The sequence below is a fragment of the Paraburkholderia sp. BCC1884 genome, assembly GCF_900996225.1.
GTDB lineage: Bacteria > Pseudomonadota > Gammaproteobacteria > Burkholderiales > Burkholderiaceae > Paraburkholderia.
Genome location: NZ_CAAJGL010000145.1, coordinates 306,539 through 326,864, shown reverse-complemented (window position 1 = coordinate 326,864; position 20,326 = coordinate 306,539). Strand labels below are relative to the sequence as shown.

Sequence of the window (20,326 nt, the reverse complement as noted above, 5' to 3'; positions counted from 1 at the left end):
AGAATCAGAGGAACTCCATGTCGATTTCGATGTATCAAGCATCTCTACCCGCGTTGATTCGCGGCATGACGAACCTGCAAGCCATCCTCGGTAAAGCTCAGGCGCACGCCGCCGCGAAACAGGTCGAGCCGTCGGTGTTCATCAATGCCCGGCTGGCGCCGGACATGCTGCCGCTCGTGCGCCAGGTCTATATCGTGAGCGACACCGCCAAGGGTTGCGCCGCGCGACTCGCGGGCGTCGAAGCGCCGAAGTACGACGACGTCGAACAGACTTTCGACGAACTGCATGCCCGTCTTCAAAAGACGATTGATTATTTAAAGGAATTCAATGCAGGACAGATCGACGGTTCGGAAGAGCGCACGATCACGCTGAAAATGCGCGTCGGTCCGGTCGAGTTCACCGGCTTGTCATATCTACTCGGTTTCGTGCTGCCGAACTTTTACTTCCACGTGACGACCGCTTACGACATCCTGCGTCACAACGGAGTCGAACTCGGCAAGCTCGATTATCTGGGCGGCGCGAAATAAATCCCGCGGGGGCGTTGCCGGCAAACTCACATGCGCGGCTGGAAGGCGATGATCGCCATGCCGGCTAGCGTGAAGGCAACGCCCGCCGCGTCCCACAACGTGGGGCGTACTTTGTCTACACACCATAGCCAGGCAATCGCCACGGCCACATACACGCCACCGTAAGCCGCATACACTCGGCCTGCGGCGGTGCCATGCAGAGTCAAAAGCCACGCGAACAATGCGAGGCTGAGTGCACCGGGCACCAGCAGCCAGACCGAACCGCCCTCTTTGAGCCAGCGCCACGGCAAGTAGCAGCCGACTATCTCGGCAAGCGCGGTCACGGCATACAGCAAAAAAGTTTTCATCGACGGGAAAGCTGCGGGTGATTGTGACGACGCACGGGCGTGCGAGGCTCTATCGGCTTTATTAACACAATCACTTTGCTTACGGGCATGGCGCATGCGAGAGTCCCCGCATTGCTTCTTCAATCGCTATCGACCATGAGCATCGCCTCGCCCTGCATCGACATCTGCAAGTTCGACAGTAAAACCGGCTTCTGCGTCGGCTGTATGCGCACCCGCGAGGAATGCAAAAGCTGGAAGAAAATGAAGGACAAGCATCGCCGGAAAATCATCGAGGACCGGTCGCGCCGCGAGCATAAGCTGAGTAAATAGCGGCGCGCCGTTGTCAGTCGAGTGATAGACGCAACGCGAAACCGATCAGCGCAGCCGAAAAAGTCCAGCGCTGCAAAGTCTGCGCGAGCGGATGAGCGCGCATCCAGCCTGCGATCCGGGCCGCGCCGATCGCATACATCGCATCGAAACATGCGCCGATGATAAGCAGCACGACACCTAATTCCACCATCTGCACGGCAACCGGCCCCGCTTCCGGACGTACGAACTGCGGCAATAACACCGAGCAGAACAGCAGCGCCTTCGGGTTCAGCAGATTCGTCAGCAGACCTTTGACGAACGCGGCGCGCAAGGGCTGCGATTCCCTGTCGGCCGCGTTCAGCGCCGGACGATTGTCCGTGACTTTGTCCGCAGCCTCCGGCAACGCGAACACCGGCGAACGGAAGATCTGGATCCCCACCCACGCGAGATAAACCGCGCCGCCGTAGCGCACCACGTCATAGAGCCACGGCGCATTGCGCAAGAGCGCCGCGACACCACATGCCGAGAGCGTGACATGGGTTGCGCGCGCCACACCCAGGCCGCCCGCCGCCGCGAATCCCGTGCGCATGCCGCGTCCAATACTGGTTTGCAGGATCAAGGCCATGTCCGGTCCCGGCACGGCATAGACGACGAACAGCGCGGCGATATAAACGGCCAGCAGATGGGCGGAAATCATGGCAAACCTCTTCTTGTCGAGGGCTCTATCTTGCTATCGTCGACGGAGAGATTGCTGGCGAATTTCCGGACACGATGTCGAACATTTGGAGGAATACGCTAATATTTCGACCTCAAGCCACGCTTTCCTCCAACCGCCCGAAAGACGCCCTCAAACCCATGACAACCCCGCTCGACAAGACCGACCGCGCGATCCTCGCCGCCTTGCAGAAAGACGGCCGCATGTCGAATGCACGTCTCGCCGAACTGGTCGGTTTGAGCGAAACACCTTGCGCGCGTCGTCTGAAGCGCCTCGAAAACGACGGCTATATCGATCAGTACCGCGCGATGCTGTCGCGCTCGGCACTCGGTTTCGGCGTGGTGGCGTTCGTTTACGTGCGCTTTGCCGTGCACGACCGGGCGGTGGCGACGCGCTTCGAGCACGAGGTGCAGGCGATTCCCCGCATCCTCAGTTGCCACAATGTGTCGGGCAGCGCGGACTACATTCTGCAAGTGGTGGCGCGCGACCTCGATGACTACGGCACCTTCATGCGCGACGAAATGCGCAGCTTGCCGGGCGTGACGTCGGTGGAGTCGTCGCTGTCGCTGCGCGAAGTGAAGAGCAACGGCGGCCTGCCGCTGTCCTGAGCGCGAACGTGGCATAGTCACCCCTTTGAAACGGCGCAAGCCGACCCGACGAATACGGAGTTTTTGATGGAACACGATCAGGCACGAGCCGAAGAATCCGCCGCAATGGAGCGCGTGTTGACCGCCACCAGGCGCGTACAGGCGGCGTTCGCTTCGCTGCAGTCGCAATTTCCGCCGGCCGGCAGCGGCAACCCTTCGCAGTTCGCGTTGCAGACATTCGACGCCGCGTTGCAGGAACTCGAAGATGCGCAAGCCGCCTTCGACGGCCTCCTCGGCGACCTGCTCGACGGCAATCGTTGACACGCCTCGCGAATCGTTCATTCGCCTTTTCTTGCTGCTGGCGGTCGTAAAAAACTCGACGCGCTTTGCACGACCTCGCGTGGCGTTACGCTCACAGGGCCACAAAAGTGTTTGCTTCGTTAAACGAAGCATGTTGACTTAAAAAATATTCGCCCGTCTTCACTAACGGGGCTCATGCCTCGGACACAACAGTCACTGACCTTCGAACCGTTTCACTGCCTGACCGGCCCGACACCCGCGCTTTCTTCCTGGGCGCCATGACCTTTGGTGATCGTGAAAGTCGTGCGGATGGCGCTGCTGCACTGAGCACCGCGCAAATGCTAACGCGACGGCGCGGCGTGGCCGGTCAGATTCGGCGCGCGTGGATCGGGGTTCATATTCAGGCTCGTGCCGTTCGCCCGCATCGTGTTGAGCGCCGGCCCCGATCCCGCGCCGCCGGCCGTGCCGGGCGAGACGAGACCGCCCAGCGATCCGGCGCCCGGCGTCGGATTCAGGCCCGTGCCCGTGCCGGGCACGGTCATTCCCGCCGCGTTCCCCCCACTATTGGCCGCGCCGGAGGGCAGATTGCCCGCGCTGCCCCCGCTACCCGATTGCGCATTCGCCAGGCCGGCGACACTCATCATCAACACCGACACCACGACACTGTCGCGTACGAATTTCATCGCCGCCTCCATCACATGATTGAATCGCACCGGGCAACCTTGTCCGGCTTGCGAACCCTCGAAGAGTATGACGACCGCGAACCCGGTTCGTTCAGACTCTGCACACCGGCGAGCGCTGCAAGATCCAGGATCTGGCCCGCGAGGCCGTGCACGCCACCCATACGCGGAAACGCCGCCGCGTTATGATCAACCGTTACCTCAGAACGGTCGATCGTCACGCGCACGATGGAGCATGCCTACAGCCAATTCCTGCACCAGCTAGCCGGTCACCCGGCCTGGACGCTCACGGTCGTGTTCCTCGCCGCATTTCTCGAAGCGATCGCCGTCATCGGCACCTTCATTCCGGGCAGTACCGCCATGTTCCTCGCCGGCGCGCTGGTCGGCAACGGCTCGTTGAGCCTCGGCTGGGTATTCGTCTGGGCGATTGCCGGCGCCATCGCCGGAGACGGCATGAGCTTCTGGATCGGCAGTCGCTACAAGGACAAGATCGTCAAGCTCTGGCCGTTCTGCACGCATCCCGAGGTGCTCGAGGCCGGTCACCGTTTCTTCCACAAGCATGGCGCGAAGAGCGTCGTGCTGGCGCGCTTCGTCGGACCATTGCGCGCCATCGTACCGGTGGTGGCCGGCATGCTCGGCATGCCGCCGCTGCGCTTCTACGCGATGAACCTGCTGTCCGCCGTGCTGTGGGCGCCCGCCCATATCCTGCCCGGCGTGGTGTTCGGCGCTTCCGTGCTGCTGGCCGGTGCCGTGTCGTTTCGCCTCGTGGTCATCATCGCGCTACTGGTGGGCATCGTCTGGCTGACCTTTCGCGCCACCGGCTTCCTGCTTTCGCATGCGCATGCCTGGTCGGGTGCGACGGGCCGCTATGTGGGCCAATGGGCGTGCCGGCATCCGGGTCCGTTCGGCCGCTTCGCGCGGAAAATGCTCGATCCCGACACGCCGGACGCCACCAGCCTCGTCATCACTTCGCTGGCCGTGCTGGTCTCCGGCGCGCTCTTTTTCGGCGTGCTGCAGGACGTGGTGAGCGGCGATCCGCTCACGCAAGTCGATGTCTCCGTCTATCACTTCCTGCAATCGGTGCGCACGCCCTGGGGCGACGCCACGCTCGCCGGACTCGCGACGCTCGGCAGCGGCCTCACGCTGACCGCGCTGATCGTCACCGTGGTGGTGTGGATGCTGCTGGAGCGGCGCTGGCGCACCATCGGCTACTGGCTCGCCGCGGTCGTGTTTTCCCAATTGCTGATCTTCGCGCTGCAGTTCGCGATGCATCGCGCGCCGCCCAATGAAGCGATCGTCGGCGCTTACGTGTTTCCGAGCAATCACGTAGCGGCCACCGTCATCGTGTACGGCTTCCTCGCGTTTCTGCTGGCGCGTCGTGTCGGCATGCTGGAGGGCGTGCTCGTCGCGACCGCCAGCACGATCGTGGTGATTCTGGTGACGCTCGCCGGCCTGTCGTTCGGCCGCTACTGGGTGTCCGACGCGATCGGCGGCGCCGCGCTCGCCTATGTCTGGGTGGCGATCGTCTCGATGACGGCCCTTTGGCGACATCCCGAGCAGCCACCCATCCGCACCTTCATGCCCGCCGTCGTGCTGGTGGTGATGCTGCTCAGCGTCGGGGTGCAACTGGGCATGCGCCCGCCCGCGCCGCCGCCCGGCAGCGCGGCGCGGCCCTTGCCCGTGCTGGTCTCGCAGTCTCAGTGGACGCTTTCCTTGTGGAAGCATCTGCCCTGCTATCGCTCCGACATGGGCGGCGATCGCAAGGAGCCGCTTACCCTGCAATGGGTCTCCAATCTCGACTCGATCCGCGGACAACTGCGCGCCCAGGGCTGGATCGAAGGCACGGATCTGTCGGCACACAGTCTGTTGTCGCTGGCCACGCCGAATGTCGCGGCGGTGTCACTGCCGGTCTTGCCGAAGCTCAACAACGGCGTGCCGTCGTCGCTGGTGTTCATGCGTCCTGGCGACACCCGCGACGAACGCGACGTGCTGCGCTTCTGGCCGAGCGGCTATGCCGTGCAAACGGGCACGTCGGCCACACCTTTGTGGGTCGGCGCCTTCGCGCATGAACGGCTCTCGCGGGCCTCGTGGCCGATCAACATTTTGCGGATCGACAACAGGGTGAGCGGCTTCGATACGCACGAAAAATCCAGCGCCAATCTCGGCGCGGCGATCGTCGCCCGGGTGAGTTGCCACGGCGTGCCGGTGGCGCTGCTGTCTTCGCCGGTGGAATGAGCGGCCCGTGAGCCGATGCCGCGTCTTTCGAAGCCGGCGCGCGTTCGCTGGCCTCGCGCGGAAATCGTCATGCGATCAAGCAGTTGCCCGCCTTGGCCAGGAGTTGTCCACAAGGATATGAACATTTTCTGTGGATAAGCATGGCGGTGCCCACCGAGCGACGCGGTGTCGCACATGCTCCACCTTCAGTGCACAAAGTTTCCGGCGGCGAATTCCTGATGGGCAGCGACTCGAAACAGGCTCAGCCGAACGAGCGTCCCGCGCACAAGGTGCGGGTGCACGGTTTCTGGATGGACACGCATCACGTGACCAACGCGCAATTCCGTCAGTTCGTCGAAGCAACCGGCTACGTCACCACCGCCGAGAAAAAACCCGATTGGGACACCCTGAGAGTGCAATTGCCCCCCGGCACACCGCGCCCGCCCGACAGCGCACTGGTCGCCGGCGCAATGGTGTTTGTCGGCACCGACCGTCCGGTGCCGCTCGACGATTATTCGGCCTGGTGGCGCTTCGTACCCGGGGCCGACTGGCGTCATCCCACGGGACCGGACAGCAGCATCGCCGGTAAGGACGATCATCCCGTCGTGCAGGTGTCGTACGAGGACGCACAGGCATATGCGAAGTGGGCGGGCAAGCGCCTGCCGACGGAAGCCGAGTGGGAATTCGCCGCGCGCGGCGGCCTCGAACAGGCCACCTATTCATGGGGCAATCAGTTCGCCCCCGACGGCAGACAGATGGCCAACGTCTGGCAAGGTCAGCAGGAACAGGCGTTTCCCGTGGTCAGTCCCAAAGCGGGTGGCGCGCTCGGCACGAGCCCGGTCGGCACCTTTCCGGCGAATCGCTACGGACTGTCCGACATGACCGGCAACGCGTGGCAACGGGTTGCCGACTGGTATCGCGCGGACCAGTTCAGACGCGAAGCGGCCGGCACACGGATCGTCGACAACCCGGCCGGCCCGCGCGATTCGTGGGACCCCGCTGACCAGGGCGTGCCAGTCGACGCACCCAAACGCGTGACGCGCTGTCGGTCGAGTTGCGACAGGACCCAACGGTCTTTCAGCGTCCGGTGAGCCGGCTGGTTCTCTTCGTGATTCGTGTTCGAGATGAACACCGAAGAGCGGCAAACCGGTTGGGGACTGCATAGCAGAAGCGCGCGGCTATTGAACCGTATAACCCTTGCCCTGCATGCAGGCGCTGTAGGCGCGCCAATAGGTGCTCATGGCCGCCTGCTGATTGACCTGCGCGTTTTGCGCCTGCGCCGCCTGCTGCCGGCGGTTGCGCGCGCCGCCGGCTACCGCGCCGGCGGTCGCGCCGACGGCGGCGCCATGCCCCGCGTCGTTGCCGCTGACGTCGCCGATGATGGCGCCCGTGGCCGCCCCGCGCGCGGCGCCGCGCATGCGTGAGCCATTCGGCCCCGACGGCGGCGGCGGTGCCTGCGCGACCACCGCCGGGTCGATGCCGGTGTTCTGCTTGGCCCACGCGTAACACGCGCCGTCGTCCGAAGACTGGCGCTGCGGACTCTGTCCGTGCGCGGGATACACCGCGGGTTTTTGAGCCAAGGCGAGCGCGCTCACGCTGGCCAGCATGACGATGGCGAATCGCTTCATAGCGTCCTCTCGTATCGTGGAATGATCCGGTAGCGCACGCGGGTCAGACGAACCACGATAGTTAACCCGAATGCCAAACGCAAGGAAATTGTCAAATGAATTGATTAATCTGAATTCCGTTTCAGTACTAAGAAAACCCTTGTCGAATTCAGCGATGCGGCGCGCTAATTAGTCGCGTGCAACCTGAATTTATTTGCGTCAAATTCAGCACACGCGCTGGAAAAGGTTTATTAATCTTCCCATTACACGAAACGGAGTTTTCAGTGTGAAGCGAGACCGGCCATGAGCAGCCCGCGAGAACCCGTCCCGTCGTCCGAACCTGCCGATCGGGACGGCGAGCCACGACGTGGCTGGCTGCCCTCGCTCGTCTGGATGATTCCGTTGATCGCGGCGTTAATCGGGCTTGCGCTGGTCGTGAAATCGGTGACCTCGCGCGGGCCGTCGATCACCATCGTCTTCGAAAACGCCGAGGGCCTCGAACCCGGCAAAACCGAGGTCAAGTACAAGGACGTCGAGATCGGCTCGGTCAAGTCCATTACGCTCTCGAAAGATCAATCGCACGTTGAAATCGCCGTCCAGTTGACCAAGGAGGCCGAGAATTTCGCGGTCAAAGATACGCGCTTCTGGGTCGTGCGTCCGCGGGTCGGCGCGAGCGGCGTGTCGGGCATCGGCACCCTGCTGTCGGGCGCGTATATCGGCGTGGACGCCGGGCGCTCGAAAGACACCCAAACCCATTTCGTCGGGCTCGAAACGCCGCCGCCGATCACGGCGGACCAGAAAGGCCATCGCTTCACGCTGCACGGCGATTCGCTCGGCTCGATCGACGTCGGCTCGCCGATCTTCTACCGGCGCGTGCCGGTCGGACAGGTCTACGGTGTCTCGCTCGACAAGGACGGCACCGGCGTCACCGTCCAGGTGTTCGTCTCCGCGCCCTACGACCAGTACGTCGGCACCAACTCGCGCTGGTGGCACGCGAGCGGCGTCAACGTGCGGCTCGACTCGGACGGCTTCGTGGTCGACACGCAATCGGTCGCGGCGATTCTGGTGGGCGGCCTCGCGTTCCAGTCGCCGCCCGGTCAGTCGATCGGCGCACTCGCGCCCGCCAACAGCGAGTTCCGCCTCGCCACCGACGAAACCGACGCCATGCGGGCGCCAGACGGCGTGCGCGTGCATGCCGTGATGCGATTCAATCAGTCGCTGCGCGGACTCGCCGTGGGCGCGCCGGTCGATTTCCGTGGCATCGTGCTCGGCCAGGTCACGAATATCGGCGTCGCCTACGATCCGCAAAGCCACAGCTTCACCCTGCCCGTCACGCTCGATCTGTATCCGGATCGTCTCAGGAAACGCGTGCGTGACGCGTCGGTACCGGAGCCGCGCACGGTGGAAAGTCGGGACCTGGTGCAACGGCTGGTCGAACGTGGTCTGCGCGGCCAGTTACGGACCGGCAATCTGCTGACGGGACAACTTTATATCGCGCTCGACATCTTTCCGAAGGCCGCGCCGGTCAAATTCGACGCCGGGCAGGATCCGGTCGAGTTGCCCACCATCCCGAACACGCTCGACGCCTTGCAGGTTCAGATCGCCGACATCACGAGAAAGCTCAATCAGGTGCCTTTCGACCAGATCGGCACGAACGTGAACAGCGCGCTGAAGAATGCAGACAAACTTTTCGCGCAACTGGACAGTCAGGTGATGCCGCAGGCGCGCGACACGCTCGCCGCCGCGAAGCAGACTTTCAGCTCGGCCGAAACCACTTTGCAACAAAGCTCGCCGTTGCAGTCGGACGTGCATCAGGCATTGCAGGAATTGACCCGCACCCTGCAATCGCTCAACGGACTAGCGGACTATCTGCAGCAGCATCCCGAATCGCTGGTGCGCGGCAAGCCTGCGGACAACAAGCCATGACGCCTGCATCGCGGCGACGCCCCGGCCCACGCAGCGCCCTTCGCGGGCGCTGCGCTCAACCGGGCTGTGCCGGCTGCCGGAGTTTCTCCAAGGCCTTGTTCCTGGTGGCCTGCGCATCGACGATCAGTCGATAGGCCACGTAGTACTTGTAGATATTGCGAACATAGGTCGTCGTTTCGATCCCGATCTTTTCCGCCACGACAATTTCCACGTTGTTGAACCACTTGTCCGGATCGAGTCCGCGCGCGGCCGCTTCCTTGCGCATCTTCGCAATATTTCCCGGTCCGGCGTTGTAGCTCGCGAAGGCGAAGAGCGGTCGGTCGGTGTCGCTGAAATGCGCGTCGGAGAAGTAACGTGTCATGAGTTGATCCATGTACTTGGCGCCGGCATGAATATTGGCCTCGCTAACCGCGATGCTGCCGACGTTCATCTGCTTGCCCGTGGCCGGCATGAGCTGCATGATGCCGACCGCGCCAACATGGCTTTTCGCGGACTGGTTGAGTTGCGATTCCTGGTAACCTTGCGCGGCCAGCATCAGCGGATCGAAGTTGTACTCTTTGCCGTACTTGTCGAACAACGCCAGCATCTGCACGAATCGCTCGCGTTCCTTCGCATCGGCGCTATTCGAGATCTGTTTGATCCGCTTCATGTACTGGGCCAACCGGTAAGCGGCAATGCCCTGCTTCTTGACCGCGTTGACGTAAAAGTCCATCAGCACGGCCTGCAATTGCGGGCTGTTTTTGCGAATCGCCCAGCCGACGTACCCCTGATCGCGTACAGCAAGGTCGTCGTGAACCTTGATATGCGGCAGTATCTGCGCCCACATGTTGGCCTTCCAGTCATCGACCACGACGATGTCGAGCAGCCCGGCGTTGAGCATCTCCAGCTTGTCTTCGTCTTCCAGCGCATCGGGCAACAGCGTGATGGTCATGAGCGGCTTGCCCGCCGCCTTGAAGCGTTCGTTCAGCGCGATCAGGCTTTCGTAATAGCTCGTCGACCGACGCACATAAACCTGCTTGCCGGCGAGATCGTCCAGTGAAGCAATCGGTGGCGACCTGGGTCCGGTCACGATTAGCTCGCGCACCGGTTTGCGGTCACGGGGCGCCACGAAATCGACCAGCTTGAGCCGCTCGTCGGTCGCGGTCAGGTTGCCCGCGGAAATGTCGCCGAGCCCTGCCGGCAACTCGGAGAGAAGCTTGTCGCGGGTGGTCGGAATCAGGTAAAGCGTTATCGGACGCTTGCCGAGTTCGCTCGCGTAGCGCTTGTTCAGATACCGTTCGAAGTCGCGCGCAAGCTCCGCCGACAAGCCGCGCTCACGGCCGTTGTCGTTGAAGTAAAGCGTGCGGCTGTAGGGCACGAGAAAGCGGATCACGCGCCGTTTCAGCATGGCGTCGAAATCGCCGGTCCACGGTTTGTTGGTGAGGCTTAGCGTGCGTGGACCGGTGGCGCGTGTCGTCGCGCCTGGCGAGGTGACGGCCGCCTGCGAAGCCGGAGGTGGTGAAGCCGGCTGCGGCGCCGCTGCGTGCGCAGCGCTTGCCACGGTCAACATCGCGATGAACGCGGTAAAGACACGACGGTAGAGTGTGTACATGACGATATGCCTCCTGACGATTCCGCGCGACAGCACGGTCCTTCAGATGTCATCTCGACTGGCGCCGGTCGGCGCCAGAGTCATGTACCAGCATGGCAGTAAATCGTTTTGCGTCCGTGCGCTTGCGCGCAGAGCGCTTGAATCTGTGCGCCGTCCGTGTGAAAACTGCCACGCGCGATCCGCATCGCGCTGCGCGCGGCTAGCGAGGTGCTGAGGAGTCCGCGACGCCCACTTGCGCGCGCGGCGTGGCATCGACGCTCCAGCCGTAGCCCAGCGCCTTGTACAGCGCAACGATCTGCGCAAGCTGCTGGTCCTGCAACTGGGACTGCTGAAGCTGCGCAGCGAACAGACTACGCTCGGCATCGAGCACTTCCAGATAGCTCGTATACCCCCCCTCGTACAGGTCGCGCGCGAGCGACGCATATTGAGTCAGCGCTTCCACCTGCCGGTTGGTCGCGTTCAACTGATCGCGCACGCGCGCCTCGCCGACCAACGCATCTTCCACATCCGCGAAGGCCGACTGGATGGCTTGCTGATAGCCGAACAGCGCCTCCTGCTGCTGCGCCTCGGCAGTTTTCACCGAACCGGCGATCGCGCCGCCGGTGAAGATCGGCTGGGCGATCGCGCCCGCGAACGACCAGATGCGCGCGGGACCGGTCCACAGTCCGGAGAGCGCCGTACTCGCCGCCCCGAACAGGCCAGTGAGCGAAATGCTCGGGAAGTACTGCGCGCGCGCCGCACCGATCGACGCGTTGGCGGAAACCAAAGCCTGCTCCGCCTGCACGATATCCGGTCGTCGTTCGAGCAAGGACGACGGCAAGCCGGCCGGAATCGCAGGCGCGGCAAGTTGGGTGAGCGGTTTGCCGCGCGGGATGGGTCCGGGGTTGTCGCCGAGCAGCATCGACAGTGAATTCTCCTGCTGGGCAATCTGTTGCTGGAAAGCATAGACCGATGCCTGAGCCGATTCATACTCCGACTTCGCCTGGCTCACCTGCAACTGCGAGACCACGCCGCCGCCAAAGCGCTCCTGAAATAGCGAGAGCGCATCCGAACGGGTGACGAGCGTCGATTGCGCGATCTCGAGTCGCTGGTCGAGATCGCGCAATAACAGGTAGCCGGTCGCGACACTCGATATCAACGCGATACGCGTCGCCTGCTGCGCGGCCTGAGTGCCGAGATAATCCGCCCGCGCGGCTTCGGTCATGCGCCGCACGCGGCCGAACAGATCGATCTCCCACGACGCCATCACGTCGAGTTGCACCTGATTGCCGACCGATGGCGGATAGCCCGGCGCAGGCACGCCGCGACTGCGGCCACCCGCGAGATTCGCGCCGACCTGCGGGAACAGTCCGGCGCGGGTCGTCATCAGGCGGCCGTAAAACTCGTCGACCCGCGCGGCCGCGGTCAACAAATCCTTGTTCTGAAGGAGTGCTCGCTGGATCAGCGAATCCAGCACCGGGTCGTTGAACTGGGTCCACCAGTCGAGCGCGGCAGGATCGACCACCTGCGCATCCGGCGCCGCATAGCGAAACGACGAAGGGGTATCGACGCCGGGACGCTGGTAATTCGGCCCGACCGTGCAGGCAGCAAGCGAGCAGGCACAGAGGATGGGCGCGAGGCGACGCATCGGGCGCTTCACGATCAGTCCTCCTTCGGTCCGTGCACGGCCGGCGGCACGGCTCCCGGTTCGGGCGGCTTGTGTTTACCGCGCGACGACAGCGTCTCGAAGCCCCAGAAAAACATCGGGATGAAGAACAGCGCAATGACCGTCGCGCCGAGCATCCCGAAGATCACGCCCGTGCCCAGCGAGCGGCGGCTTGCCGCAGAAGCACCGCTTGCGATCGCCAGCGGCACGCAGCCGAGAATGAACGCGAGCGAAGTCATGATGATCGGGCGCAGCCGCAGCTTGGCGGCTTTCAACGCGGCGTCGTAGGCGGAGAGGTTTTCTTTCTCGCGTATCTCCACCGCGAACTCGAAGATCAGGATGGCGTTTTTCGCGGCGAGCGCGATCAGCACCGTCAAGCCGATCTGGAAGTACACGTCGTCTTCCATGCCGCGCAGCAGGATGCCGACCAGTGCGCCGAAGATCGCGAACGGCACGGCGAGCAGCACGCCGATCGGCAGCGACCATTTTTCGTATTGCGCGGCGAGAATCAGGAACACCATCAGCAAGGCGAAGGCGAACACCGCGGCCGCGGTGGAACCGGCCTGCTTCTCTTCATACGCCTGACCGCTCCACGAATAGCTGTAGCCTTCGCCGAGCGTCTCCTGCGAGATCTGCTCCATGGCGGCAAGCGCTTCACCCGAGCTGTGTCCCGGGGCGGCGTCGCCGGTGATCTTGGCGGCCGGAAAGTTGTTGAAGCGCGTGACGATGTCGGCGCCCGGCACGAACCTGAAGGTCGTGACCGCCTTGATCGGCACCATGTCGCCGCTGCGATTGCGTACGTAGAGTTGCTGGATGTCCTCGGGTTGCGTGCGGTACTGCGGCTCCGCCTGCACGATCACCTGGAACAGACGGCTACTCTTCGGAAACTGGCTCACGTAGGCCGAGCCGAACATCGTCTGCAAGGCCGAGTAGACGTCCTGCACCGGCACGCCGAGCGACTCCGCCCGCTCGCGGTCCACCTCGACCAGCAGTTGCCGCGAGTGGGTGTTGATGGTCGAGCTCACGCTGCGCAAGGCGGGGTTCTGGCGGGCCTTCGCGATCATCGCGCGGACCCGGTCTTCGAGTTGCTGATAGCTACCGTCGCCGGTGCTCTGCAGCCAGAATTCGAAACCGCCGGTCGTGCCGAGGCCCGGAATCGACGGTGGATTGAGCGGCACCACGACGCCTTCCTTGTAGCCGGCGAAAGCCTTGTTGGCGTCGCGGATCAGATCTTCCGCCGTGCCGTTCTCGCCGCGCTCGTTAAAGCCCTTGAGCGTAATGAACAAGGTGCCGGCGTTCGACTTGTACTGCGAGTCGATCAGGCTGAAGCCGATCGGCGCGGCCACCGATCTGACCGCCGGCTGTTTCGCAAACCATTGCTCGGCACGCTGCGAAAGATCGCCGGTCCGGTCGAGACTCGCGGCGTCGGGCAGCACGACTGCGCCCAGCAGATAACCCTGGTCCTCGGTCGGCACGAACGACGACGGGATGTGCTTGAACAGGGCACCGGTGGCGATCACCATCACCACGATCAGCAGGATCGAGATCGCGACGCGGCGGATCACGAGTTGCACTGCCCGGCCGTAGCCTTGCGTCACGCTGTCGAAACGGTCGTTGAACCAGCGGAAAAAACGGTTTTTCTTGTGCGTGCCGGGCTTGAGCAATATCGCGGCGAGCGCCGGCGAGAGCGTCAAGGCCACCACGCCGGACAGCACCACCGAAACCGCGATCGTCACGGCGAACTGCTTGTACAGCTGACCTGTAATGCCCGACAGAAACGCCACCGGAATGAACACCGCGAGCAGCACCAGCACGATCGCGATGACCGGGCCGGTGACTTCGTCCATCGCGTGTTTGGCGGCTTCTTTCGGTGGCAGCCCGAACTCGGTCATGTTGCGCTCGACGTTCTCGATCACCACGATCGCGTCGTCCACCACGATGCCGATGGCCAGCACCATGCCGAACAGGGTCAGCATGTTGATCGAAAAACCAAACGCCGTCATGCCGATGAACGCCCCGAGTATCGACACGGGTACGGCGAGGATCGGCACGAGCGTCGCGCGAAAGCTTTGCAGGAAGATATACACCACCAGAATCACGAGGATGATGGCGTCGCGCAGCGTGTGAATCACTTCGCCGATCGACTCCTGCACGAACTCCGTGGTGTCCAGCGCGACCTCGTATTTCAGGCCGGGCGGAAAGCTTTTCTGCATCTGTTCGAGCGTCTGATGCACCTGCTTGGCCACCTGCAGCGCGTTGGCGCCCGGCTGCTGGTAGACGGCAATCAGTGTGGCGGTCTTGCCGTTGTAGCGTCCGCGCAGCGAATAGTCTTTGGCGCCGAGTTCCGCGTGGCCGATGTCCTTGATGCGAATCGTCGAGGCGTCGCCCGAACCCGCGCGCAGGATGATGTTGTCGAAGTCGGAGGCCTCGGTCATCCGGCCTTTGGTCGCGACCGGAAAGGTCTGCTGCACGGGGCCGTTGGTCGGCGCCTGGCCGAGCCGGCCGGCCGAGAACTGCTGGTTCTGATTGCTGACCGCCTGCTGCACATCGGCTACCGTAATGCCGAGCTTCGCCATCCGGTCGGGTTTGATCCAGATGCGCATGGCGTAGTCGGCCGAGCCGAAGATCGACGCCTGATTGGCACCCGGAATCCGCTTCAACGCATCGAGCACATAGACGTTCGCGTAATTCGCGACGTACGACTGGTCGTAGGTGTTGTCCGGCGAATAGATCGCGATCACCATCATGAACGCCGACGAGCGCTTCTGCACCGAGACACCTTGCGCCGTCACCGAATCGGGCAGCGTGGGCAGCGCCAGGTTCACGCGATTCTGCACGTCCACCTGCGCGAGTGACGGGTCCGTGCCGGCCTTGAAGTACACCGTCAGCGTCATGTTGCCGGTCGACGAGCTCGACGAGTTCATGTACATCATGTTGTCCGCGCCGTTCACCTGCTGCTCGATCGGCGCCGCCACGTTCTGCGCGACGACTTCCGCGCTCGCGCCAGGATAGGTGGCGCTCACGGTGATGGTCGGCGGCGCGATGTCGGGGAACTGCGCGATCGGCAGATTGAGCATGGCGACGATGCCGGCCACCACGAGGATGATCGACACCACCGACGCGAAGATCGGCCGGTCGATGAAAAAGTGGGCGAACTTCATCGCTCAGCCTCCCGACGTGGGGCTGAATGTGACGTCGACGCGACGCGATTTGTCGGGCGGGTCGCTGGCCACCACCCGCGCGGGCCGGTGCATCTCGATGCGGCCGACCTCGACGCCCGCGACGATCAGCGCGGAGCGCACCGTCGCGGCGCGGGCGGCGGCGAGCTTGACGTTGTCGGCGTAGGAGCCGCTGGCGTCGGTGTAGCCGGAGATCACGGCGCGGGAGCCGGGTGTCGCCACCAGTTGACGCGCCACGGCGGCGAGCCCTTGCGCGGACCGCGGATCGAGGCTGGCGCTGCCGAGCGCGAAGAAGAGTTCGGTGCGCGCGGATGAGGTGACGGCGCCGCCGGTTGCGCCGCCCGATGAGTTGCCCGATCGGGCGGTGTTGTTGGCCTGGGCGGCGCTGGAACCTGCGCCAGCGGATTGGTTTGCGGCACCTGCCGTTGCGTTGGCGCCTGCGTTGGTGCCAGCGCCCGCGTTCGCACCTGCATTCGCTCCCGCGCCGCCCTGCCCTGTGCCGCCCGCGCCGCCGCCCGCCGGCGGCGCACTACCGCCTGCAATCGCGGCGATATTCACGCTCGCCGCCGGCAAGGGCACGACATGCGCGTTGACCGCCGCGCCCGGCATCAGCCGCAAAGAGTTATCGACGACCACACGGTCACCCACGCTCAAGCCCGAATTGACCACCCAGTCGTTGCCATTCCACTCTCCCGCTTCGATGGCGCGCTGCTGGGCTTTGCCGTCCTTGTCGACGGTCCAGACGAATTCGCCGCGTGGTCCTTGCATGACCGCGCCTTGCGGCACCGCGACCGCCGCGCTGCGCTGTGCGCCGAGCAGCTTGATCCGTACGAATTGTCCCGGCCGCAGCGAGCCGCCGGGATTGGGCACCGCAGCACGAATCAGGTAAGTGCCGGTTTCGGAACTCAGCGACGCATCCCTGAACGCGATGTGGCCGCGCTGCGGATAGATGCTGCCGTCCGCGAGCACGATCACGGCTTCGAGATCGCCCACCGCCGGCAGCTTCAACGTGCCGTTTTTGGTCTGCGTGCGCAATTGCAGCATTTCGTTTTCGGACAGCGAGAAATTGATCCACATCGGATCGAGCTTGGCGACGTAGGTCAGCAGGCTACTGGAGGCGTCGATATACGAGCCGTCCTGCTTCTTCGCAAAGCTCGACAGCCCGGTGACGGGTGCCGTGATCGTCGTATAGCCGAGATTGAGATTCGCGCTCGTGACGTTCGCGCGCGCCTGTTCGAGCGCGGCCGCGGCGGCCTGTTGCTGGCCGATGGAATCGTCGAGGTCTTTCTGGCTCAGCGCGTTTTTCGCCACCAGCGGACGGACGCGGTTGAGATTCGCCTGCGCCGTGTCGAGCCGCGCCTTCTGCTGGGCAAACTCGGCGCGCGCGGCGTCGAGCGATGCCTGGAATGGCTTGCGGTCCATCAGGAACATGACGTCGCCTTGATGGACCATCGAGCCCTCCTCGTACACGCGCTTCTCGAGAAAGCCGCTCACGCGCGCGCGAATCTCGACCTGCTGCGAACTCTCCGTCTGGCCGACGTAGTCGAACGCCACGGGCACGTCGCGCAATGCAATGTCGACCACGTCGACATTAACCGGGGCTCGCGCGGCCTCGGGCGCCGCTTTGTCATGACACCCACTCAGCGCGGCAAACGCCATCAGGAAGAGGCCCGCGGCAAAGAAGTGCGACCGTCGTGTCATCTTGATCTCCGTTGGCCAGTCGTTGCGGTGCGGTAGCACCGGCGACGCAATCGGGTGATGCCAAAGATCTTTCAGTTGTGGCGCGTGTACAGGGACACGAAACAGAAACTCGATAACACGCCGTGAGTTGCGCACGGATCAGCATTAACCCCACGTGCGGCCCGCGCGCGTTTGTCCCTGCGCCTCGTTCAAGACGGAGAAACGTGGAGAGGTCTAGCGAAAAACGGTCATGCGTGGCGCACGGGGGCGCCTTGATAAAGACCGAAAACAACTATTCAAAGTGTAGAAAGGGATGGTGCCGGATTGCCCGTGCAGAGCAAAGCCGGTAAACGCGTTCAGAGTCGATCATTAGCCGATGCATACGTGCTCCTTATAGTTCTCGCCGTATGTCAATTCAATGTCCAACACGCTGCGTTGACGTCATCGGGCAAATGGCAACTCGCCCTGGAACGTTTTCTTACCTCGATGCGCCGGAGTGTAGCATCGCTAATCAAAAAACAACACGCCGTAAATTGCAAGTTAATGACCGGCGCATAAAGCGCGCGGAAATGCGCCGATTTGCGGCGCTGCGGCGAACGCGACGCGCAATGAACAACGCGCGCGCGCCTGCGATCGTGATCGAGGCGCCGCGCGCGTCGGTGTTCGTGTCGTTCCTAGGGAGCAGGCACAAATACAGTGCGCTGCTGGCTGTTCGCGTGTTCCCAGTGGGCGCTCAATTGCGCGAGCGGAACGGCAATGGTGTCGACCTGCCAGCTCGCGACGGCGGCAGCATCGAACACCGCTTTCATCGCGTGCAGCAGTCGCGCCAGCGGCACGCTGCCCATGCCGCTGCCGAGCAGCGTGATGTTCGCCGAACGAAGCACGGCGCCAGGCAACTGGATGTCCTCACCGCTGACGGCGCCGATCTGCACGAAGCGCACCGGATGATCGTCCGGCGAAGCTTTGGCCGCTGCGACCAGCAAGGCTTGCGCGCTGGGTCCCCAGAGATAGTCCAGCACGACGTCCACGCCCTGGCTGAATTGGGCTTCGAGGGCGCGCGTGAGATCGGCTTCGCTTTGCTCCAGCGAAATCGTCGTATCCGCGCCGGCCGCCTTGAGCGATTCGAGCGACGCCGCGTTCCGCCCTGTCGCGATGACCCTTCGCGCGCCGAGGTGTTTGGCGATCTGCACGGCAAGTCGCCCCGACGTGCCGGTTGCGCCGTTGACCAGCACGGTCTCGCCCGCCACGAAACGGGCGCGTTCGATCAACGCCGCCCACGACGACATGCCGGGGATCGCCATGGCCGCCGCAGTGACGTCGTCCACGGCATCGGGCAGTGCGATGCAGTGATTGGCCTGCGCGAGGCTGCGCTCGGCCATCGCCCCGAACGGCGCATGCGGCTTGAAGAAATAGACGCGCTGCCCGTCCTCCAGCCGCCCCGTGCCGTCGACGCCCGCCACGAACGGAAAACCGCTGCCGGATGAATAGTGCGACCCGGCTGCCCGCGAGCGCGTCACGTGACTGAGCGCGGCGGCGCTGACATGAATGAGATGCTGCCCGCTCACGGCGGCAGGTTCGTCGAAGTCGGCATACACCGGCGCTTCGCCTTTGCTTTTGACAACCGCTGCTTTCATGGTTGCTCCTTGAATATCTGCATATAAGTAGAGACTGGAATGTCGATCACTGTCTGACGACCCACGCGCGCAGCGCAGGGTCGCGAATCTCCAGGACGTCCAGCAGCCCGATCGCACGCAACGCCGGCAGCGCTTCGCGCAGGTCGGCGGCCGCTTCGGCACGCGCGCTTTCGCTGGCGCCGGTATCGCTCCAGACGCGCGCGTTGGCAAGGAACGCAGCGACGGTGCCCTTGCGGACGGTCGTGCCTTGCAACTCGACATGATCGACGTCGTCGGGAAGAAACTGGTGGGCTCGCATCGCGCTGCACTCCTTTGTCCTTGAAGAATGAAACTGAGTGTAGGCGTGCAATGGCGGCCCGTCTCCGGTATAAATGCCATTCGATACCGCGTTTTGGCCATGTCCCATCCATTCGATCCGCTCGATCCGCTCGATCCGCTCATCCGTCCCGATCTCGTTACGTCGGCGGCGGGCCCGTTCCTCGCCGCGGCGGAACTCACGCAGAGCGAAGCACGCGCGACGTCCTCGCACCGCCATGCGCGCGGGCAACTGATGGGCGCGCTGAGCGGGCTGGTGTCGGTCGGGCTGGACAAACAGCAGTGGGTCGTCCCGGCGATTCATGCGATCTGGATTCCGCCGCATTTCGTTCATTCGGTACGCTCGTACGGGCCGTTTTCAGGGTGGAGCGTGTTCATTGCCGAGCAGCGCTGCGCGGACTTACCGCGTGAGCCTCGCGCGATCAGGACTACCGCGCTGCTACGCGAAGCGGTCCGGCGCGTGGCCACCTGGCCGGGCGACGAACTCGACGCGTCGCAGACGCGCATCGCGGAAGTCATCCTCGACGAACTCGCCGCGTCGAACGAGGAATCGCTCGATTTACCGCGCCCCGACGATCCGAGGCTCGTGCGGATCACCGACGCGCTGGTCGGCGATCTGTCCGATAACCGCCGCCTCGAACAATGGGCCACGTGGGCCGGACTCGCGCCACGTACGCTGAGCCGGCGTTTTCTGGCCGAGACGGGTTTGACCTTCGCGCAGTGGCGGCAGCAGGCGCGGCTACTACGCGCGCTCGAACTGGTCGCGGACGGCGTGCCGGTGACGACGATCGCGCTCGAACTCGGCTACGACAACGTCAGCGCGTTTATCGATATGTTCCGCCGCGCCTTGGGCACGACGCCCGGCCGTTATCTAAAACGCTGATCGTGATTTCACACGACGACCGCTATTTCGGCGCGGCCGATCGCTATATCCGGCTGGAGAACGGGCTGATTATCGAGGAAGTGCGACCGTTGCGCGCGCCGGGAGCCAATGGAGCATCGGGCCACACGCCGCTGCCTGCGCGGGCGTAACGCACGGCCATCGGCGACGCGGTATGCGCGTTCGCCGACGCCCCACCCGCCTTTGCCGT

The 20,326-nt window shown here is 63.8% G+C and carries 18 protein-coding genes and 1 pseudogene; 9 read left to right on the top strand and 10 right to left on the bottom strand.

From position 1 onward, the window contains the following. Positions 1-17: 17 nt before the first annotated feature. Positions 18-527 (top strand): DUF1993 family protein, encoded by a 510-nt coding sequence (locus tag FQ705_RS32420; RefSeq protein WP_144148859.1) that lies wholly within the window; start codon positions 18-20, stop codon positions 525-527. Positions 528-553: 26 nt separating this feature from the next. Here FQ705_RS32420 and FQ705_RS32415 read toward each other — a convergent pair whose 3' ends face one another. Next, positions 554-874, bottom strand: coding sequence for a YnfA family protein (locus tag FQ705_RS32415; protein ID WP_144148857.1), 321 nt, complete (start codon positions 872-874; stop codon positions 554-556). A 135-nt stretch (positions 875-1,009) separates the two neighbouring features. On the opposite strand from FQ705_RS32415, the gene FQ705_RS32410 reads away from it, so the two are divergent. Then, positions 1,010-1,183 carry a DUF1289 domain-containing protein gene (locus tag FQ705_RS32410; protein ID WP_144148855.1) on the top strand — a complete coding sequence of 58 codons (174 nt, stop codon included), beginning with the start codon at positions 1,010-1,012 and terminating at the stop codon, positions 1,181-1,183. A 13-nt stretch (positions 1,184-1,196) separates the two neighbouring features. Here the strand turns inward: FQ705_RS32410 and FQ705_RS32405 are convergent, their stop codons facing one another. Continuing rightward, on the bottom strand, positions 1,197-1,859 hold the full coding sequence (locus FQ705_RS32405; RefSeq protein ID WP_144148853.1) for a LysE family translocator: 663 nt from the start codon (positions 1,857-1,859) through the stop codon (positions 1,197-1,199). Between the two features lie 158 nt (positions 1,860-2,017). Between FQ705_RS32405 and FQ705_RS32400 the strand changes: the two genes are divergently transcribed. Then, the gene (locus FQ705_RS32400; RefSeq protein WP_144148851.1) at positions 2,018-2,485 is read left to right on the top strand and encodes an Lrp/AsnC family transcriptional regulator; all 468 of its coding nucleotides are present in this window, start codon (positions 2,018-2,020) and stop codon (positions 2,483-2,485) included. A 66-nt stretch (positions 2,486-2,551) separates the two neighbouring features. Continuing rightward, positions 2,552-2,785: a hypothetical protein gene (locus FQ705_RS32395; protein WP_144148849.1), complete on the top strand. Its 234-nt coding sequence runs from the start codon at positions 2,552-2,554 to the stop codon at positions 2,783-2,785. A gap of 320 nt (positions 2,786-3,105) precedes the next feature. Here FQ705_RS32395 and FQ705_RS32390 read toward each other — a convergent pair whose 3' ends face one another. Then, positions 3,106-3,447 carry a hypothetical protein gene (locus tag FQ705_RS32390; RefSeq protein ID WP_144148847.1) on the bottom strand — a complete coding sequence of 114 codons (342 nt, stop codon included), beginning with the start codon at positions 3,445-3,447 and terminating at the stop codon, positions 3,106-3,108. 225 nt (positions 3,448-3,672) lie between these two features. On the opposite strand from FQ705_RS32390, the gene FQ705_RS32385 reads away from it, so the two are divergent. Then, the gene (locus tag FQ705_RS32385) at positions 3,673-5,679 is read left to right on the top strand and encodes a bifunctional DedA family/phosphatase PAP2 family protein (RefSeq protein WP_144148845.1); all 2,007 of its coding nucleotides are present in this window, start codon (positions 3,673-3,675) and stop codon (positions 5,677-5,679) included. Positions 5,680-5,819: 140 nt separating this feature from the next. Then, a pseudogene (locus tag FQ705_RS32380) lies at positions 5,820-6,701 on the top strand (formylglycine-generating enzyme family protein); the annotation flags it as partial. 135 nt (positions 6,702-6,836) lie between these two features. Here FQ705_RS32380 and FQ705_RS32370 read toward each other — a convergent pair. Then, positions 6,837-7,286: a YMGG-like glycine zipper-containing protein gene (locus FQ705_RS32370; RefSeq protein ID WP_144148841.1), complete on the bottom strand. Its 450-nt coding sequence runs from the start codon at positions 7,284-7,286 to the stop codon at positions 6,837-6,839. Between the two features lie 282 nt (positions 7,287-7,568). Here FQ705_RS32370 and FQ705_RS32365 point away from each other — a divergent pair, with 282 nt between their 5' ends. Continuing rightward, positions 7,569-9,191 carry an intermembrane transport protein PqiB gene (locus tag FQ705_RS32365; RefSeq protein WP_144148838.1) on the top strand — a complete coding sequence of 541 codons (1,623 nt, stop codon included), beginning with the start codon at positions 7,569-7,571 and terminating at the stop codon, positions 9,189-9,191. A gap of 55 nt (positions 9,192-9,246) precedes the next feature. Here the strand turns inward: FQ705_RS32365 and FQ705_RS32360 are convergent, their stop codons facing one another. From FQ705_RS32360 to FQ705_RS32335, 6 genes are all read right to left on the bottom strand, one after another. Continuing rightward, positions 9,247-10,740, bottom strand: coding sequence for a transglycosylase SLT domain-containing protein (locus FQ705_RS32360; protein WP_144148944.1), 1,494 nt, complete (start codon positions 10,738-10,740; stop codon positions 9,247-9,249). A gap of 241 nt (positions 10,741-10,981) precedes the next feature. Next, positions 10,982-12,421, bottom strand: a complete 1,440-nt coding sequence (locus FQ705_RS32355; protein ID WP_260854687.1) for an efflux transporter outer membrane subunit — start codon at positions 12,419-12,421, stop codon at positions 10,982-10,984. Positions 12,422-12,423: 2 nt separating this feature from the next. Then, positions 12,424-15,588: an efflux RND transporter permease subunit gene (locus FQ705_RS32350; RefSeq protein WP_144148834.1), complete on the bottom strand. Its 3,165-nt coding sequence runs from the start codon at positions 15,586-15,588 to the stop codon at positions 12,424-12,426. A 3-nt stretch (positions 15,589-15,591) separates the two neighbouring features. Then, entirely contained in the window at positions 15,592-17,307 is a 1,716-nt protein-coding gene (locus FQ705_RS34870) for an efflux RND transporter periplasmic adaptor subunit (protein WP_144148832.1), read from the bottom strand. A gap of 653 nt (positions 17,308-17,960) precedes the next feature. Beyond that, positions 17,961-18,920, bottom strand: coding sequence for a zinc-binding alcohol dehydrogenase family protein (locus FQ705_RS32340; RefSeq protein ID WP_144148830.1), 960 nt, complete (start codon positions 18,918-18,920; stop codon positions 17,961-17,963). A gap of 46 nt (positions 18,921-18,966) precedes the next feature. After that, positions 18,967-19,218 (bottom strand): hypothetical protein, encoded by a 252-nt coding sequence (locus FQ705_RS32335; RefSeq protein WP_144148828.1) that lies wholly within the window; start codon positions 19,216-19,218, stop codon positions 18,967-18,969. A 99-nt stretch (positions 19,219-19,317) separates the two neighbouring features. Here FQ705_RS32335 and FQ705_RS32330 point away from each other — a divergent pair, with 99 nt between their 5' ends. After that, positions 19,318-20,118, top strand: coding sequence for an AraC family transcriptional regulator (locus tag FQ705_RS32330; RefSeq protein ID WP_260854686.1), 801 nt, complete (start codon positions 19,318-19,320; stop codon positions 20,116-20,118). A 2-nt stretch (positions 20,119-20,120) separates the two neighbouring features. Beyond that, positions 20,121-20,267 (top strand): hypothetical protein, encoded by a 147-nt coding sequence (locus FQ705_RS34275; RefSeq protein ID WP_186308100.1) that lies wholly within the window; start codon positions 20,121-20,123, stop codon positions 20,265-20,267. The last annotated feature ends 59 nt before the right edge of the window (positions 20,268-20,326 follow it).